The following is a 15,067-nucleotide window of genomic DNA, read 5'->3' on the forward strand; positions in this document are numbered from 1 at the left end:
AGACATGTTTACTTATTTATTTTTTTTTTTTTTTTATTTTTTTTTTTTTTTTTTTTTTTGTGTTTTTTTTTTTTTTTTGTGGGGGGGGGGGGGGGGGGGGGGGGGGGGGGGGGGGGGGGCCCCCCCCCCCCCCCCAACCCTAGTAGTTGGCTTCGTAACCGTTGCCGTCGCCAGTGGGCTCCTCGTAATAATATGAGCTGTAATCCGAATCGTCCGAATAGCTCGAATCGCCCGAATAACTAGAATCGTCCGAGCTTTCCGACGAACCGGCCGTACCGTAGGCGTAATCGTCAGAAGTATGGTTGCTCAAATCACCGATTGTGGAGCTGGTTCCGTCGGATAGGCCCATGGTGTTTGGTCCCTTAGGATCCTTGCCGGCATCGACGCGCGCCATCATCTCCTTAAGCTCGTCCTCGTAGACAAAGACATAGCTCTGACCGTCGATCATGGTGGTTTCATCTGCGTAGGAAGGCAGATTCGCCGAATAGATGCCATCGACATCCATGCCGCGCATAGCATTGACCGTAGACACGATGTCCTGAACGCTCATATCGGTCACAAGCATATCGGACAGCGAATTAACCAGGTCGAAGACCTTCGTAGCATCAAAGTTGTTGAGAATCTGGTTGGCAAGGGCACCAAGCACCTGGCGTTGGTGACGCATGCGCGTATAGTCGCCGTCGGCATAGGTATAGCGGCAACGGGCATAGGTGAGCGCGGTAGCACCGTCCATGTGCTGCTGGCCTGCCGTAATCTTAATGTCCAGATGCTCGGGGTCATCGACATCATCGGTGGCGTTGATGTCGATACCGCCCACAGAGTCGATCAATGATTGCATACCGTCAAAGCTAACCTCGGCATAGTGGGCAATCTGCACGCCGCACAGCTCATTGACCGCTTGAACCATGGCCTCGGCACCGCCATAGGTATGGCAGGCGTTGACCTTCATGGTTTCGCCGTTATAGACAACCTTGGTATCACGTGGAATGGATATAAGCGTAGCCTGCTTTTGCGTAGGGTCGATGCGCGCCAAGATAATTGAATCGGCGCGATACGTGTCCTCGCCCGGACGACCATCGGTACCCAAAAGAAGCACGTAGAACGGATCCTTGGCCTCATCGGTATCCACCAAGATATGGCGCAGATTGTCGGTAATGACATTGGAATCGCCGAGCTTGCCCATAATGCTGGCGAACCACAGCCCGGCGGCAGTCGTAGCGCTCAACAGCACGCCAAGCACGGCGATAAGCGCAACGCGACGGATTGTCTGGCCGCGGCGGCGCTGACGAGCGCGCTCGGAGTAGCGTGCAACATTATCGCGACTGTAGATCTTGGCCTGTGCGCCGGTTGAAGGTCTTCGAGTATCCGCTAAGGGCTTCTTATTATTAAACATAGGCAACCTGCATTAGTAGATGACGGGATCGGGAACAGTGGCGTGCTCGACGTTTGCACCAAGTGCCTGCAGTTTTTCGACAAACTGCTCATAGCCACGTTTGATGTGATGGATGGCCGAGACCTCGGTAACGCCGTCGGCGATAAGGCCAGCAACGACGAGCGCGGCGCCGCCGCGCAGATCAGGCGAGGTAACCTGTGCACCCGAGAACCCCTTGACGCCATGAATCATGGCGTGATGGCTTTCGATGCGGATATCCGCGCCCATACGGACCAGCTCCGACGCGAACATGAAGCGGTTCTCGAAGATATTCTCGGTAATCACAGAGCTGCCATCAGCAAGAGCGGAAAGCACCATGATCTGCGCCTGCATGTCCGTCGGGAAGCCCGGGAACGGGAGTGTCTGAATATCGACCGGCCTGATGTGCTCGACACGACTCACGTGAACGCCATTCTCGATTCGCTCACACTCGATGCCCATGAGCTCCATCTTCTTGAGCACCATGCCCAAGTGAATGGGGCAAAAGCCCGTAACGTCGACACCGCGGTCATCGGCCATCAGAGCACCGGCAACGATAAAGGTGCCGGCCTCGATGCGGTCGCCCACCACGCGATGGGTAACGGGATGCAGCTCGTCCACACCTTCGATGGTCACGACGGGCGTGCCGGCGCCAACAATCTTGGCGCCCATCTCGTTGAGCATATTGGCAAGGTCGACGATCTCGGGCTCGCGAGCCGCATTATCGATAACCGTAGTGCCTTGTGCGCGCACGGCCGCCATGATGAGGTTCTCGGTAGCGCCGACGCTGGCAAATTCAAGCGTAACCGTGGTACCACGCAGCCCCTGAGGAGCGTTGGCATTGATGTAACCGTGTGCAGTGTCGAATTCTACGCCCAGCGCCTCAAGACCCAAGATGTGCATGTCGATCTTACGGGCACCCAGATTGCAGCCACCCGGCATGGCAATCTTGGCACGATGGAAACGGCCCAGCAGGGGACCCATCACGGCCGTGGAGGCGCGCATCTTGGCAACGAGCTCATATGGAGCCTCCCAGGAATCGACCTGAGAGGTATCAATCTCGAGCGTGTGCTCGTCGAGGACATCGATCGTGGCGCCCATGCCCTTGAGCACCTTGCCCATCACGTGGACATCCGAGATATCGGGCACGTTCTGCAGCGTCGTCTTCCCCGGTGCCAGAAGCGTTGCCGCCATGAGTTTGAGTGCAGAGTTCTTTGCACCCGAAACGGGCACGGAGCCTCCGATGGTGTGGCCACCTTCAACACGGATAATATCCAAGGTCTACCCTTTCAAAAAGCATGCCCGGGATGGCTGGGCCATCCCGGGCATGATGTGTTCGCAAATGGTCGAACGCCAAATCGTTTGACTATTGGGCAAGCATGAGCTTACACCATGCGATTTCATTATAGAGGTAGGCGCGGCGTGCATCATCCTCCGACAAATTACCCAGCTTCTCTTCAAAACCTTGAATATCAGCTTTAACCTTGTCGGCGTCGACGGTCGCCAAATCGCAAGCGCGCTCGGCGAGAACGGTCACGACATCGTCCGCAACCTGGGCATAGCCGCCGGCCACGGCAAACGTGTGGTCGACAGTGCCCATGGCCTTATCGGAGACGCGAACGTAACCGCGGTCGATCGTGCAGATCTCGCTGGAGTGAGCAGGCAGAACGCCAAACTCGCCATCCGTGGACGGAATCGACACAAACGCAGCGTCGCCCTCATAGGCGCAGCTCACGGGGCACACGATGCGGATACGCATAACCTACTTCTCCCCCATCTTGCGGGCACGCTCGCGCACGTCCTCAATCGTGGAAGCATAGCGGAAAGCCTGCTCGGGCAGGTCATCGGCCTTGCCGTCGACAATCTCGGCGAAGGAGCGGACGGTATCCTCGACGCGAACGTAGACACCGGGGTTGCCGGTGAACTTCTCGGCGACGTGGAAGGACTGCGAGAGGAACTGCTGAATCTTACGAGCGCGGTTGACCGTAAGGCGCTGCTCTTCGGACAGCTCGTCCATACCCAGAATGGCGATGATGTCCTGAAGGTCGGAGTACTCCTGCAGGAGCTCCTGGACCTTAACGGCGACACGGTAGTGCTCCTCGCCGACGATCGAGGGATCGAGGGCGTCGGAGGAAGACGCGAGCGGGTCGATGGCCGGGAACAAGCCGAGTGACGAAATGCTACGCGAAAGAACCGTAGTGGCATCGAGGTGCGTAAACGTCGTGGCGGGAGCCGGGTCGGTCAGGTCGTCTGCGGGGACGTAGACAGCCTGAACGGAGGTGATGGAGCCCGTCTTGGTCGAGGTGATGCGCTCCTGAAGGTCGCCCATCTCGGTAGCCAGCGTGGGCTGGTAGCCAACGGCGGACGGCATACGACCCAGAAGGGCGGAAACCTCGGAACCGGCTTGGGAGAAGCGGAAGATGTTATCGATGAACAGCAGAACGTCCTGACCACGATCGCGGAAGTACTCGGCGGTGGTAAGGCCGGCCAGACCGATGCGCAGACGCGCTCCAGGCGGCTCGTTCATCTGACCATAGACCAAGCAGGTCTTGTCGATAACGCCCGACTCGCTCATCTCGAGATAAAGGTCGGTACCCTCACGGGTACGCTCGCCGACGCCGGTAAACACCGAGGTGCCACCGTGCTCCTGAGCGAGGTTGTTGATGAGCTCCTGAATCAGAACGGTCTTGCCGACGCCGGCGCCACCGAACAGACCAGTTTTGCCGCCACGGATGTAGGGCTCGAGCAGGTCGACGGCCTTAATGCCGGTCTCGAAAATCTCGGTCTTGGTAGTGAGCTCGTCAAAGCGGGGCGCTGCATGGTGGATGGGATAGAACTCCTCCACCTCGGGCATGGGCTTGCCGTCGACGGGCTTGCCCATGACGTTCCAGATGCGACCGAGTGTCTTGGGGCCAACGGGCATCTTCATGGGCTCACCGGTATCGGTGGCGATGAGGCCGCGCTGCAGGCCGTCGGTCGAGGACATGGCGACCGTGCGGACGACGCCGCCCGGAAGCTGGCTCTCGACCTCGAGGATCGTGCTCAGGTGACCGATCGGGGTCTCGGCCTCGACCGTGAGCGCGTTGTAGATCGGGGGCACCGCGCCGTCAAACTTGACGTCGACGACAGGACCGATAATACGCACGATGCGACCATCACCGGCAGTCGTCTTCTTGGTGGCTTCCTCGACCGCAAGCTTTACGGTGTTATTAGCCATTACTGTTCCTCCAATGCTGAGGCTCCGCCGACGATCTCGTTAATCTCGGTCGTGATCGAAGCCTGACGCACGCGACTATACGTGCGGGTAAGGGTCGAGATGATCGCGGTGGCGTTTTCCGTCGCGGAGTGCATCGCCTTGCGGCGTGCACCCTGCTCGGCGGCAGCCGAATCGATCAAGGCCTGGTAGATGACCGTCAGGATATACGACGGTACAAGCTTGCCGAGAACATGCTCGGGAGAGGGCACGAACTCGAATGTGGACGAGATACGCTTAGGGGCGTCGGCCTCGTTCTTACGCGGACCGTGGGCCATAGCGATCATCTCGGGATCGAGCGGCAGCAAGTGCTCGACGCGAAGCTCCTGATCCACGCGGTTCTTGGCGTGGTGGTAGACAAGCTCGACACGGTCAAGCTCACCGGCACGATACGCATCGCAGATATGAGAGGAGATCATGCGGGCCTGATTGAAATCGGGCTCAGAGGAGTTGCCCTCAAAGTGCATGATGACGTTTGCGCGGTCACGGAAATACGTGGCCGGTTTGCGCCCACACGCGATGATCTCGCACTCGATGCCGTCGTTCGCCCAAGAAGCGGCGAGCTTTTCGGCCGTGCGCTCCACCGTCGTATTGAAACCGCCGGCAAGGCCGCGGTCCGAGGCGATAACGACAATCAGGCCATGCTTGACGCTCTCATGCTTCTGCAGCATGGGATCGGTGCCCGAACAGGAGGCGTCGCCGGCGACCGTCAACATGACGTCGGTCAGCGCCTCCTTATAGGGTTCGGCCTGCTTGGAGCGATCGAGGGCACGACGGATCTTGGCCGTAGAGACCATCTCCATCGTGCGCGTGATCTGCTTGGTCGTGGTAACCGAGGAGATTCGCTTCTTAATGTCGCGAAGGTTGGCCATAGGGCTTAGTTCTCCTCTGATCCAGTCGTATCGGCATGGTGCTTGGCCATGAACTGCTGCTTAAAGTCGCCGATGACGCGCAGGAGCTCAGCCTTGGTGTCATCGTCGATCTTCTTGGCGCGAACCTTGTCGAGCAGCGAGCCAAAACCGTTGTCCATGTACTCAATGAGCTCGGCGCGGAAAGGCAGCACGTCGGCGATCTCCAGGTCATCCAGGAAACCCTCGTTGCCAGCGAACAACGCAACGATCTGCTCGGAAACCTCGAACGGCTTGTAGCGCGACTGCTTAAGGAGCTCAGTCATGCGAGCGCCGTGGGTAAGCTGCTTTTGCGTGGCCTCGTCGAGGTCGGAGCCGAACTGCGTAAAGCCGGCGAGCTCCTGGTACGAAGCGAGGTCCAGACGGAGGTTGCCGGCGACCTGCTTCATAGCCTTGGTCTGTGCGTCGCCACCGACGCGGGACACGGAGATGCCCACGTCGACTGCCGGGCGCTGACCCTGGAAGAAGAGCTCGGACTGCAGGTAGATCTGACCATCGGTAATGGAAATGACGTTGGTCGGAATGTAGGCCGAGACGTCGCCGTCCTGGGTCTCGATGATCGGCAGAGCCGTCATGGAGCCGTAACCGTTCTTCTTGGACATCTTGACGGCACGCTCGAGCAGACGAGAGTGCAGGTAGAAGATGTCGCCAGGATAGGCCTCGCGTCCGGGCGGACGATGCAGCGTCAGTGACATCTGACGGTAGGCCACAGCCTGCTTGGACAGGTCGTCGTAGATGACGAGCACGTGGCCGCCGGGGTTAGTCTCGCTGGCGGGCTTGCCGTCCTCGCCGTTGTACATGAAGAACTCGCCGATAGCGGCACCGGCCATAGGCGCGATGTACTGCATAGGGGCGGAATCGGCAGCGGTGGCCGAAACGATGATGGTGTAGTCGAGTGCACCGTGCTGAGCGAGGGTCTCGCGGATGTTGGCAACCGTGGAGGCCTTCTGGCCGATAGCGACGTAGATGCAGACCATGCCCTTGCCACGCTGGTTGAGGATAGCGTCGATGGCGATAGCGGTCTTACCGGTCTTACGGTCGCCGATGATAAGCTCGCGCTGGCCGCGGCCGATAGGCACCATGGAGTCGATAGCCAACAGGCCAGTCTGAACCGGCTCGCATACCGGGGTACGGTCGATGACACCGGGGGCCTTGAACTCGATAGGACGACGGTGCGTGGCGACAATGTCACCCAAACCGTCGATGGGCTGGCCGAGCGGATTGACGACGCGGCCGAGCATGGCACGGCTCACGGGGATATCCATAATGCGGCCAGTGGTGCGGCACTCGTCGCCTTCCTTGATGGAGTCGACGGCACCAAACAGAACGGCGCCGACCTCGTCACGGTCAAGGTTCTGGGCAAGGCCGAAGACGGTCTCACCGGTATCGGAGCTCTTGAACTCCAGAAGCTCGCCTGCCATGGCGCTCTTGAGGCCGGAGACGCGCGCAATGCCGTCGCCTACCTCGTCGACCGTTGAAACCTCATGCGTATCGACCGTCGCGGAGAGGTTCGTGAGCTGCTCCTGCAGTTTCTTGGCGATATCCTGGGCATTGAGGGTTTCGGACATTAGGCTTCACCTCCGTACGAATTAGCAGAGTTTGCGAGGGTCTCCTGCGCGATGCGCAGCTGCGTCTTGACGGAAATGTCACGACGCTCGCCGCGGGCCTCGAGCACCAGGCCGCCCACGATAGACGGATCGACCTGCTCGATAAGGAATACCTTGCGGCCGAAGTCCTGCTCGCATTTCTTAGTGATGGTTTGACGCAGCTCGTCGTCGAGCGGGATCGCCGTGGTGACGGTCACGCCCACTACATCCTCGTCTTCCTCGGCAACATGCTTAAAGGCAGCTGCCACCTTGGGAAGAAGGTCGAGCTGGTCGCGCTTGGACATGGTGTCGAGCACGGCAATGATCTCGGGGCTGGCGGAAGCCAGGCGCTCGATCATCTCGAGGTCCTCGAACACATGGTTCTCGGCCTTGGCGGCTTCCATGAGGGAGCGCGCGTAGGTCTCGAGCACCTTGTCCTGATAGCGGCTAGTCGGCATTCAGGCTACCTGCTTCCTGGATGTAGCGCTCGATGAGCTTCTTCTGCTCGGTCTCGTCCTCGAGCGCCTCGCCCACGATCTTGGTGGCGACGGCAACGGACAGGTCGGCGATGGAGCTCGCGGCACCGGCGTAGATGGACTTGCGCTCGTCCTCGACGGTCGTGTGGGCCTTAGAGATGATCTCCTCGGCCTCCTTGTGAGCAGCCTCGATGATACGGGCGCGCTCGGACTCGGCGTCCTTACGGGCCTCGAGAACAATGTCGGCAGCCTGACGACGGGCGTCGGTAACGATCGAGTCGGACTCAGCGCGCTTGGCGATAGCCTCCTGCTTGGTCTTCTCGGCCTCGTCGAGACTCTCCTCGATCTTCTTGCCGCGCTCCTCCATGGTCTTCATGATGCCCGGCAGGGCGACCTTGGCCAGCACGATCCAGATGATCAGGAAGGCGATAAGCGCCGGGATGAACTCCGCCATCTTAGGGATGAGGATGTCCGCACCGGCAGCGCCGTCCTCGGCGAACGCGGAAACCGGCATGAGCAGCGCGGCCGCGGACGCGGAGAGTGCGATCGCGCTCTTCTGGGATGAAAGATTCATACTTGACGCTCCGTGCTATTTAACGATCAGCGCGACAACGAAGCCGATCAGAGCCAGAGCCTCGCCGAAGGCGGAGCCCATGATGAAGACGGTGAACACGCGGCCCTGGACCTCAGGCTGGCGGGCCATAGCACCCGTAGCACCCAGAGCAGACAGGCCGATAGCAAGACCAGCGCCGATAACACCGAGACCGTAACCGATAACTCCCACGATTCCTCCTTTGTCGTGCGTGTCTTATTTCACGCAGGATAACCTTTTTATAACTGCCGGGCTCCATGGGTACGGGCACCGGCGGTTTAACGAATTGCCTTACCTTTAAGGCGCGAACGGAAGACTACTCCTCCTCCGCGACCTCCTCTGCCTCGGAGACATATACGGCGGTAAGGACCGTGAAGACGTAAGCCTGGATGGCGCCGACCACAAGCTCGATCGCATAGATCAGGATGAGGATGGCAAGCCAGGCCAGCGAAGGCAGGGCGCCGACGGCGTGGGCCGCGGAAACCTGCTGAAGCAGCGGCTGCATGAACATGCTCGCCATGATGGCGAACGAGCCCATGACCACGTGTCCTGCGAACATGTTGCAGAACAGACGGACGGCGAGCGTGATGAGGCGCAGGAAGGTCGAGAAAAGCTCGACGACCCACACAAGCACGTTCATCGGGAAGCTCACGCCCTGCGGGGCGAGGCTCTTGATGTAGCCGATCACGCCGTGAGCCTTGCATCCGTAGTAGATGAAGTACACGAAGGCGAAGATGGCGAGCGCGGCGGTGGAGCCGATTGCGCCGGTGCCGGGCTTCATTCCCGGGATCAGGCCGATCATGTTGTTGATCAGGATGAACAGGAAAAGCGAGCACAGGAACGGGAAGTGCTTCTTCCAGTTCTCACCCACGACGCCCTTGCCGATATCGTTCTCGACGTACTCGATGATGTACTCGAAACCGTTGACGAAGAAGCCCTTGGGAACCAGGGTCTGTTTCTTCTTGAACACGGCCAGGACGATCAGGAGCACGATCGTGGAGACGATCAGCCAAAACGAGTACTGCGTGATGCCGCAGCTCAGATCGCCCACGACGGGGGTGGAGCTGAACTCGCTGACCAGATGATTAATCTCATCAGGCAGCTTTTCAAAAATTTCCACGACTTACCTTTCGACCTCATGAGGATCTCGCAGCGCCTTGGCGACACGAACCGTGCAGGCGGCCATAAAGGCCACGAAGCCGATCGCCTCGCCCAGGAGGAACATGCGAAATGCCTCTCCGAACAACACAAACACAACCAAGGTAAAGACGAGCAGGGCGATTGCCGAGACCGCCAGACTCACCATACCCTTGAGCATGTCCGCATTCTGTTTATCGTCAAGAACCGGCTTGAGCGTAAAGACAAAGGGAAGAAAGGCGACCGCGCCCGCGATGGCGCCTGCAACGATAGCGAGCAGATCGGCTATCTGAAACACTGGCGTCCTCACTTTCTTTTTTAACGCTTCACAGAACAGTTCCCGCCAAACATTGGTGACTATTGTACGAGCCAATCGCTAAAGTACAACCGAAAAAGCATCGGTTAATACGCACCTGTTCGTTTTCTTAAGACCTTCTTTATGCCGCAGGTACGGTAATACGTTTTTCTCGAACCCTGCAGGGCAAAACGTCCGTTAACAGGAGTGCGCGCGGTCGCCTTTTGTTCGTCCGCGCGCACCGTTTCTTCGTATTTGCAGCCGCGGCCGTCTTAGCCCAGCGACTAGAGCGTGCCGTAGATGCGGTCGCCGGCGTCGCCGAGGCCGGGAACGATGTAGGCAGCCTCGTTGAGATGGTCGTCGATGGCGCAGGTATAGATATGCACATCTGGGTCTTTCTCGGTCAGCGACTTGAGGCCCTCGGGGGCCGCGACGATGCACAGCATGCGGATGTCCTTGACACCGCGCTCGCGCAGGTAGCTGATGGCCATCTCGGCCGAACCGCCCGTGGCGAGCATGGGGTCGACAACCAGGCAGATGCGCTGGTCGATATCCTTGGGCATCTTGCAGTAATACTCATGCGGTTCGTGGGTAACCTCGTCGCGCTCCATACCGATGTGTCCCACGCGAGCGGAGGGCACCAGGTCGAGGATGCCGTCGACCATGCCAAGGCCCGCACGCAGGATGGGCACGATGGCGAGTTTCTTGCCGGCGAGCTGTTTGAACGTGGCGGTAGTGATGGGGGTCTCGACCTCGACGTCTTCCATAGGCAGGTCGCGCATGGCCTCGTAGCCGTCAAAAAGCGCGAGTTCGCGCACGAGCTGGCGGAACTGATTGGTGCCGGTGTTTTTGTCGCGCAGGATCGACAGCTTGTGCTGGACGAGCGGATGATCGACAAGCGTCACACGGGACGCATCGTAGGTAACGGTCATGAGTTGATTGCCCCTTTCGTTGCGGCCGTAAAACGACCTTGCTGGCATGGCGCGCAGCGATGTTGCCGCCGCGCGCCATACACAAGTTTAGCGGTTTGCTGTATCGAGTGGCCCGTCGCAGCCCTACTGTGCGGTACTGAGCGAGCGCTTGACCGCATCGCGCCAGCCCGCAAGGTTTTGCTCGCGGCGCTCGGCGGACATGCGGGGAAGGAAGGTCCTAACGATCTGGGCATTTTGCTCCAGCTCTTCCAGGTCTTCCCAATAGCCGACGGCAAGGCCCGCCAAGTACGCGGCACCGATTGCCGTGGTCTCCACCGTCTCGCATTGCAGCACGGGGATATCCAGCAGGTCGGCCTGGAATTGCATGATGAACTCGTTGCGCGACGCGCCGCCATCGACAGACAGGCGTTCGATCGAAAGCCCCACGTCCTGCTCCATGGCGCGCAGCACGTCGTAGCTCTGATATGCCATGGATTCGCAGGCGGCACGTACGATGGTCGCACGGCTCGAGGCGCCGGTCAGACCGCACACGATACCGCGGGCACGCGGGTCCCACCAGGGAGCGCCCAAACCCGCAAAGGCGGGAACGAAGTAGCAGCCCTCGTTGTCGTTAATCGAAGCGGCGAGTTGTGCAGACTCGCTCACGCTCGAGATGATGCCCATGTTGTTGCGAAGCCAGTTCATGGTGGAGCCGGCGGCAAAGATGGAACCCTCGAGTGCATAGCTGATCTTGCCGTCCGCGGCGATACCGATGGTGGAGACCAGACCGTTCTTGGATTCGACGACCTCGTCGCCGGTGTTCATGAGCATAAAGCAACCAGTACCATAGGTGTTTTTGGTCTGGCCGGGACGGAAACAGCAGTGGCCGAACAGCGACGCCTGCTGGTCGCCCGCCACACCCATGATGGGTGGCATGTTGGTCATGATGTCGCTCGCGACGCGGCCGTAGTCGCCCGAGCTCCAGCGAACCTCGGGCATCATGGAACGCGGAACGTCAAAGAGCGCCAGCAGGTCGTCGTCCCAATCGAGCGTATGGATATTAAAGAGTGCCGTGCGGCTGGCATTGGTGTAGTCGGTGGCAAAAACCTGACCGCCGGTGAGGTTGTAGATGAGCCAGGTGTCGATGGTGCCAAACATGAGGTCGCCCGCCGCCGCGCTCTCGCGTGCGCCGTCAACGTTGTCGAGAATCCACTGCACCTTGGAGGCCGAGAAATACGGGTCGAGCGTAAGCCCCGTGCGGGAGCGCACCAGCTCTTCTGCGCCCTGCTCAACCAAATTATCGATCAGAGACGCGGTGCGACGGCACTGCCATACGATGGCGTTATAGATGGGCTGGCCGCTCACGCGGTCCCATACCACCGTGGTCTCACGCTGATTGGAGATACCGATGGCGGCGATGCGATCGGAATGAATCCCGCTCTTAAACTGAACCTCCATCATGACCGCAATCTGGCTGGCAAGGACCGCCATGGGGTCTTGCTCCACCCAGCCGGGACGCGGGAAGCTGGTTTTGACGCTGCGGCGCGCTTGGGCGACGATGCAGCCGTACTCGTCGACGATGGTCGCAAGTACCGAGGTGGTGCCGCAGTCGAGCGCCATGATGTAGGAACCGCCAAAGTCAAACGAGGCATCTTCCATGCCCAGGCTGCCCAGATTCAACGACATCGCTTACACCTTTCTGTTGCATCGGGTCGGACAGGACCCGCTCAATCTCTGACGCGGGAAGTGCGCCTTGGCGCAGGATCTGAAGCCCGCCGTGCTGGAACGACACGATGGTCGAAGCGTCGCGGCACGGCGTCTCGCCCGCGTCGACGGCCACGTCGACCCCTTCTAGAATACGGTCTTCAACGTCGGCAAAGCTTGCCGGCGCGGGCGCGCCGTGTGTATTGGCGCTCGTACAGGCAAGTGGGCTGCCACAGGTGCGAATGAGCGCCTGTACCACGGGCGATGCCGACGCGCGAAGAGCCACCGTGTCGTCGGCGGCACGCATAAAGGTCGGCACGCAGGGAGCCGCCTTGACCACAATAGTCAGGGCGCCCGGCCAGCATCGTCGGGCAAGTATGCGTGCCTCTTCTGGGATATCCACGCCGTAGCGATCGAGGGCCTCGGCATCATCGACCAGCCAGGCGACCGTTTGGGTGAGCTCGCGCTGCTTGAGGGTAAAGATGCGACGGTAGCCGGTACCGAGCGCGGGCACCGCGGCGCCGTTGACGGCAGCCTGCGGATCGCGCGGCCACGGCAGAGATTCGCTTGTATCTTGGGGCACGGCGTCCGAGAAGGCGTTGACTGCCACAGCGACGCCATAGACGGTCTCGGTTGGGGTCAGGGCCAGGCCGCCACGGCCGAGCACCTCGGCCGTACGCTCGACGGCGAGCCGATGCGGCTCGCGCGCTCCCTCGAATACCCGATAGACCGTCTGCATGTGTATGCCAGCCCCTTACACTCTGGTGAAAGTTTGTTTACTGAGGGGCATTCTCGCACGAAACGTTTAACCTATTTGTCCACAGCGCATGTTGGTTTGGTGAGCGGCTATAGCAGTCGGTGAAAGTGAGGGGTAATTGAGCCGTGACAAGCCTCTTTACATTTCCGGCGCAGCGCTCCCGCCGCCGCGCCGCCAATACGCTTCGTACTTTACTGACGTTGTTTGGGCTCGGTGACGATAGCTCGAACGATGCGGGGACGATCGGTGAGGTCACGGACGATGCGTACGTCCGAAAGACCCGCCTGGCGGCAGAGCTCGGCCGCGGCGTCGAGGGCGCCCTCATAGAGCTCGCAGGCAAACAGGCCGCCGGCGCGCAGCATATAGGGCGCCGCATTGAGCAGGCGGCGGAAGATATCAAGGCCATCGGCGCCGCCCTCGAGCGCCAAATCGGGCTCAAAGTCCTTGACCTCGTGCGGCAGCGAGCGCATGACGTCAGTCGGGATATAAGGCGGGTTGGAAACGAGCACGTCGAAGGTGCCCCACTCCTCGCGGGGGATAGAGCTCACCAGGTTCGTGAGGCTGAAGGCGACCTCATCGGACGTCAGCCCGAGTGCATCGCGGTTTTTGGTGGCTAGGTCGATGGCGCGCGGCTCGATATCGGTAGCGGTGCAGGCGACATGGCCGCGACGCTCCCAAGCAAGGGAGAGCGAAATGCAGCCTGTGCCGCAGCCGACCTCGAGAACGCGGGCAATGCGGGGGTCGGCAGGCACAGACGCGGCGGCATCCTGCACTAGGGCCGTCTCTTGGTCGACGCCTTCGATGGCAATGCCGTATTCGTCGAGCTCGGGCTCAGCGACTTCCGCGGTCTCGGCCTCAGCTGCCTGCGCGGCGGCTTCCTCGGCCTCACGATCGGCCAGCTCCTCGGCATAAGCTCGGCTGCCCAGCACGTCTCCGCCCAACGCCGCCTCATCGGCAGCCGTGAGGTTGGCGGCACGGCGCTCGGCAGTCGCGCGTTCGTCAGCCAATGCGACTTCGGCTTTACGCGCCTGCTCGACCTCGTCGTTCCATGGCAACTCTACGCGCTGGCGGGTGGCAGCCTCGGGGCTCAGAACCTCGGCATCCAGATAATTGAGGACTTCCTCGACGAGCATCTCGGTCTCGGGACGTGGAATGAGCACGCCGGGGGCGCACGCGACGTCGATCATGCGGAACTGCGTGCTGCCGGTGATGTACTGCAGCGGCTCGCCCTTGGCGCGACGGACAACCGCCGCGTGCATGGTCTCGAGCTGTGCTGCATCGAGCGTGTCGTCCATACGCATATATAAGTCGATGCGCGCTAGGCCCGTGGCTGCGCACAACAGCCACTCGGCAGAAAGACGGGGGTGCTCTTCGCCGTGCTCGGCTAGGTACTCCTTGGTCCACTCGAGACAACGCCTGATGGTCCAGATCTCGTTTGCCATGGGTCCTCCCCTCTTAAGCGCCGGGCGGCGCGCGAATGTCGGAGCAGATTGTACGCGAGGGCGGCACGCGGCGAGAGACGATTGGAAGCGATTATCGAGAATCAGCCCAGATTTTTGCACCGGGCTCGCTCAAAGTGTTCATTCGCCGACGTCTAGATTTGCATTCGTCAAGCTTTTGGCAAGGTTGCCCCAAAACTAACCAATATCTAACCAAGAACTTGCCAAATCACTTGACGTGCGACGCACCAAAAAGGACCCCGCGACTACTTGGACGATTATTCGAGCAATATTTTCAATAGCAGATGAAGGTTGTTAATTACTTTAAGCAGGTAGGCAGATTAATTTCCAACAAAGCAGATTAAATAAACTCGAAAAGTAATTTACCCAACCTAGTCATTTAAGAACGTCCCCAATGACTACCTCTGAGGCGCCGCAGGTTGAGCATAAGTCCCCAATGACTACCCGCCGCAGGTAGAAAAGGACGGACAGACACTATGACCCAATCCGAGGGCACTAAAAAGATAGGAGCCCCCGCTCGTGACCGCGGGTCGGGGCTGCGACAATGATGTTGAAGTGCCATAGGCGCAGCCGCGCC

The 15,067-nt window shown here is 60.0% G+C and carries 15 protein-coding genes; all 15 read right to left on the reverse strand.

The window, feature by feature from the left end; genetic code table 11:
* Positions 1 to 139: 139 nt before the first annotated feature.
* The gene (locus tag ACTQ40_RS09350; RefSeq protein WP_441563965.1) at positions 140 to 1,393 is read right to left on the reverse strand and encodes an LCP family protein; all 1,254 of its coding nucleotides are present in this window, start codon (positions 1,391 to 1,393) and stop codon (positions 140 to 142) included.
* A 12-nt stretch (positions 1,394 to 1,405) separates the two neighbouring features.
* Positions 1,406 to 2,689, reverse strand: a complete 1,284-nt coding sequence (gene murA / locus ACTQ40_RS09355; protein WP_441563966.1) for a UDP-N-acetylglucosamine 1-carboxyvinyltransferase — start codon at positions 2,687 to 2,689, stop codon at positions 1,406 to 1,408.
* A gap of 88 nt (positions 2,690 to 2,777) precedes the next feature.
* Positions 2,778 to 3,170: an ATP synthase F1 subunit epsilon gene (gene atpC, locus ACTQ40_RS09360; protein WP_441057431.1), complete on the reverse strand. Its 393-nt coding sequence runs from the start codon at positions 3,168 to 3,170 to the stop codon at positions 2,778 to 2,780.
* Between the two features lie 3 nt (positions 3,171 to 3,173).
* Entirely contained in the window at positions 3,174 to 4,628 is a 1,455-nt protein-coding gene (atpD, locus tag ACTQ40_RS09365; RefSeq protein ID WP_055286334.1) for a F0F1 ATP synthase subunit beta, read from the reverse strand.
* Positions 4,628 to 5,536: an ATP synthase F1 subunit gamma gene (gene atpG / locus ACTQ40_RS09370; RefSeq protein WP_427747818.1), complete on the reverse strand. Its 909-nt coding sequence runs from the start codon at positions 5,534 to 5,536 to the stop codon at positions 4,628 to 4,630. The genes atpD and atpG overlap by 1 nt, the downstream gene beginning before the upstream one ends.
* Before the next feature lie 5 nt (positions 5,537 to 5,541).
* On the reverse strand, positions 5,542 to 7,140 hold the full coding sequence (atpA, locus tag ACTQ40_RS09375; RefSeq protein WP_154518378.1) for a F0F1 ATP synthase subunit alpha: 1,599 nt from the start codon (positions 7,138 to 7,140) through the stop codon (positions 5,542 to 5,544).
* Positions 7,140 to 7,616: a F0F1 ATP synthase subunit delta gene (locus ACTQ40_RS09380; RefSeq protein WP_154518375.1), complete on the reverse strand. Its 477-nt coding sequence runs from the start codon at positions 7,614 to 7,616 to the stop codon at positions 7,140 to 7,142. The genes atpA and ACTQ40_RS09380 overlap by 1 nt, the downstream gene beginning before the upstream one ends.
* A complete protein-coding gene (atpF, locus tag ACTQ40_RS09385; RefSeq protein ID WP_441563969.1) occupies positions 7,606 to 8,208 on the reverse strand; it encodes a F0F1 ATP synthase subunit B in 603 nt (200 codons plus the stop codon). The genes ACTQ40_RS09380 and atpF overlap by 11 nt, the downstream gene beginning before the upstream one ends.
* 15 nt (positions 8,209 to 8,223) lie before the next feature.
* Positions 8,224 to 8,418: an ATP synthase subunit C gene (locus ACTQ40_RS09390; RefSeq protein WP_022094262.1), complete on the reverse strand. Its 195-nt coding sequence runs from the start codon at positions 8,416 to 8,418 to the stop codon at positions 8,224 to 8,226.
* A gap of 124 nt (positions 8,419 to 8,542) precedes the next feature.
* On the reverse strand, positions 8,543 to 9,346 hold the full coding sequence (atpB, locus tag ACTQ40_RS09395) for a F0F1 ATP synthase subunit A (RefSeq protein ID WP_022094263.1): 804 nt from the start codon (positions 9,344 to 9,346) through the stop codon (positions 8,543 to 8,545).
* Between the two features lie 3 nt (positions 9,347 to 9,349).
* The gene (locus ACTQ40_RS09400) at positions 9,350 to 9,661 is read right to left on the reverse strand and encodes a hypothetical protein (RefSeq protein WP_055286330.1); all 312 of its coding nucleotides are present in this window, start codon (positions 9,659 to 9,661) and stop codon (positions 9,350 to 9,352) included.
* A 281-nt stretch (positions 9,662 to 9,942) separates the two neighbouring features.
* Positions 9,943 to 10,590: a uracil phosphoribosyltransferase gene (upp, locus tag ACTQ40_RS09405; RefSeq protein WP_040359658.1), complete on the reverse strand. Its 648-nt coding sequence runs from the start codon at positions 10,588 to 10,590 to the stop codon at positions 9,943 to 9,945.
* A gap of 123 nt (positions 10,591 to 10,713) precedes the next feature.
* Positions 10,714 to 12,255: a glycerol kinase GlpK gene (gene glpK, locus ACTQ40_RS09410; RefSeq protein WP_441563972.1), complete on the reverse strand. Its 1,542-nt coding sequence runs from the start codon at positions 12,253 to 12,255 to the stop codon at positions 10,714 to 10,716.
* Positions 12,209 to 13,012, reverse strand: a complete 804-nt coding sequence (locus ACTQ40_RS09415; protein ID WP_441563974.1) for an L-threonylcarbamoyladenylate synthase — start codon at positions 13,010 to 13,012, stop codon at positions 12,209 to 12,211. The genes glpK and ACTQ40_RS09415 overlap by 47 nt, the downstream gene beginning before the upstream one ends.
* Positions 13,013 to 13,221: 209 nt before the next feature.
* Positions 13,222 to 14,472, reverse strand: a complete 1,251-nt coding sequence (locus ACTQ40_RS09420; protein ID WP_441563976.1) for a N5-glutamine methyltransferase family protein — start codon at positions 14,470 to 14,472, stop codon at positions 13,222 to 13,224.
* Between the last annotated feature and the right edge of the window lie 595 nt (positions 14,473 to 15,067).

The organism is Collinsella sp. Sow4_D11, assembly GCF_052116465.1.
In the GTDB taxonomy this organism is placed as follows: Bacteria; Actinomycetota; Coriobacteriia; order Coriobacteriales; family Coriobacteriaceae; genus Collinsella.